Below are 2,547 nucleotides of genomic sequence, written 5' to 3'. Positions count from 1 at the left end.
GCTATTGATTTGAGGCAATCATCAGTTCTTCCTGAATTGAACAGGGCTCTTGCTTTAAGTTGGTGTGCACGTAGATAGAGAAGCCGACTCAAATTGGAATAAGTCTCTAATATCTCTTTTGCTATTTTGAGTGCATTATCATTATCACCTGCTCTTAAAGAGCTGAACCCTTCATTGATACAGGGCATTTTACCCTGTCGATGATAGCCTGCACCCGTTTGAGAATGGGGTGGGGGGCGATGATGAAAACCTTGAAATTCCTTCCTGTTTTCAGGGGTACCCAAGCTCCTGGGTATATAAACAGGCATTGCATTGGATGCCCCTTGTAACTGTTGTATGTATCTTACGGATCTATTAAAACATGGTCTTTTATAAGGGGCTGCCTTGTCTCTATGGTATTTGTTAGCCTGATGACCAGCCTGAAAAGGGTTACGAGCGTTAAGATAAGCATTATTATCCATGTATCGAACTTCGGATGCTTTCATGCCGCAATCGCGAAAGAAAAACTCAGTTTAAAACCGCGCCTTGTAACAATCATTGTTTTAGCATCAGACACAGTACCGGATGAGTGTAGCAGGGCGTAACCAGCTGCTTCGGATTTTTTCTGACATGACCACACGTATCAAATACTTCAAGCACAAGCCGCAGGTTATGGCATCGTTTGCAGTGTACGTGCAATCCAGCCACGGGCGGTATCATTGACTTCTGCCACCGGGTTGCTGTTTTGCATAGGTTATCCCGGCGATAGCTTTGCTAAAAAAGCCTGCTCTGCTTTCCTCCAGTCTTCAGTTTTCAGCTGGTCCTGTCGGTAAGGGTCCAGTTTGTTGGCTTCGGTAAAATAGTCAGAAACAAGGCTATTCAATCCATCCTTTGAAAAGAGATCCGGTGCTCTCCCAACAGGTAATAGTGCTGCAATACGAAGGCAGTGTCCTAACTGACTGAAAGATGATGCGTCGAGATACTGGCTTTTTTCTATTGCATTACATGAATGCTCAATGGCTTTAGTCAAAAGCCTTGAAATTTCCTTATCTTGACCAGAATAAATGCACTCTGTGAAGTAACGGATGCTGATACACAAATCCACTTCAGGCCCGGCAAAGCCAAGGTCATCAAGTTGCATTTGGTCAAACTGACGCCAGTCCATTAAATTGAGATGAATGTTGGCAAGAGCGAGTTCAATTTCCTTGTCATTGCAAGGAGTGCCTTCATGCCCGGAGCGTTCGCTGCGCAGCTTGATAAAGATCGTCAGGGCCTCCTGATACCGCTCCATGAGCTGGTATTGTCGGCCAAGGGTTAACTCTATGTCTTTGTCATTGCAAGGAGTACCTTCATAGCCGGAGAGGTCAGTGCGCAGTTTGATAGAGATCGTCAATGCCTCCTGATACCGTCCCATGTTCTCGTATAGCCGACCAAGGGCCAGTTCAATTTCCTTGTCAAAGCAAGGAGTGCCTTCATGCCCGGAGCGGTCAGTGCGCAGCTTGATATAGATCGTCAGGGCCTCCTGATATCGTCCCATGAGCTCGTATTGTCGGCCAAGGGTTAACTCTATGTCCTTGTCGTTGCAGGGAGTATCTTCATGCCCCGAGCGGGTGGTGCGCAGCTTCACAAAGATTATTAGCGCCTCCTGATGTCGTCCCATGTCCTGGTATAACCGACCAAGGGTCAACTCTATGTCCTTGTCATTACAAGGAGTACCTTCATAGCCGGAGAGGTCAGTGCGCAGTTTGATAAAGATCGTCAGCGCTTCCTGATACCGTCCCATGAGCTGGTATAGTCGGCCAAGAGCCAGTTCAATTTCCTTGTCATTGCAAGGAGTATCTTCATGCCCGGAGCGGTCAGTGCGCAGCCTGATATAGATCGTCAGCGCCTCCTGATACCATCCCATGAGCTGGTATTGTCGGCCAAGAGCCAGTTCAATTTCCTTGTCATTGCAAGGAGTACCTTCATGCCCGGAGCGGTCGGTGCGCAGCCTGATAAAGGTCGTCAGGGCCTCCTGATACCGTCCCATGAGCTGGTATTGTCGGCCAAGGGTTAACTCTATATCCTTGTCATTGCAGGGAGTGCCTTCATGTCCGGAGCGGTCGCTGCGCAGCTTGATAAAGATCGTCATGGCCTCCTGATACCGTCCCATGAGCTGGTATTGTCGGCCAAGGGTTAACTCTATACCCTTGTCATTGCAGGGAGTGCCTTCATGCCCGGAGCGGTCGCTGCGCAGCTTGATAGAGATCGTCAGGGCCTCCTGATACCGTCCCATGAGCTCGTATTGTCGGCCAAGGGTTAACTCTATGTCCTTGTCGTTGCAGGGAGTATCTTCATGCCCCGAGCGGGTGGTGCGCAGCTTGTTAAAGGTTGTCAGTGCCTTCTGATGCAGTCCCATGTCGTGGTATAGCCGACCAATGGCCAGTTCAATTTCCTTGTCGTCGCAGGGATTGTCTTCATGCCCGGAGAGGTCAGTGCGCAGCTTCTTAATGATAGTCAGTGCTTTCTGATACTCTCCCATGCGCTGGTAAAGTAGGCCAAGGGCAAGATAATTCAGTTTTTTATCCA

2 protein-coding genes are annotated in these 2,547 nt (G+C 48.7%); both read right to left on the bottom strand.

Translation table 11 applies throughout. The features are described from left to right. Window positions 1–461, bottom strand: a 461-nt coding sequence (locus ACO6V1_RS23400) for a hypothetical protein (protein WP_422468933.1), incomplete at its 3' end; no start/stop codon positions are given. Between the two features lie 272 nt (window positions 462–733). After that, window positions 734–2,547, bottom strand: a 1,814-nt coding sequence (locus ACO6V1_RS23395; protein WP_422468931.1) for a tetratricopeptide repeat protein, incomplete at its 5' end; no start/stop codon positions are given.

The organism is Endozoicomonas sp. ALC013 (genome assembly GCF_049310205.1).
Classification (GTDB): Bacteria; Pseudomonadota; Gammaproteobacteria; order Pseudomonadales; family Endozoicomonadaceae; genus Endozoicomonas.
This window is presented reverse-complemented; position numbering and strand designations above follow the sequence as displayed.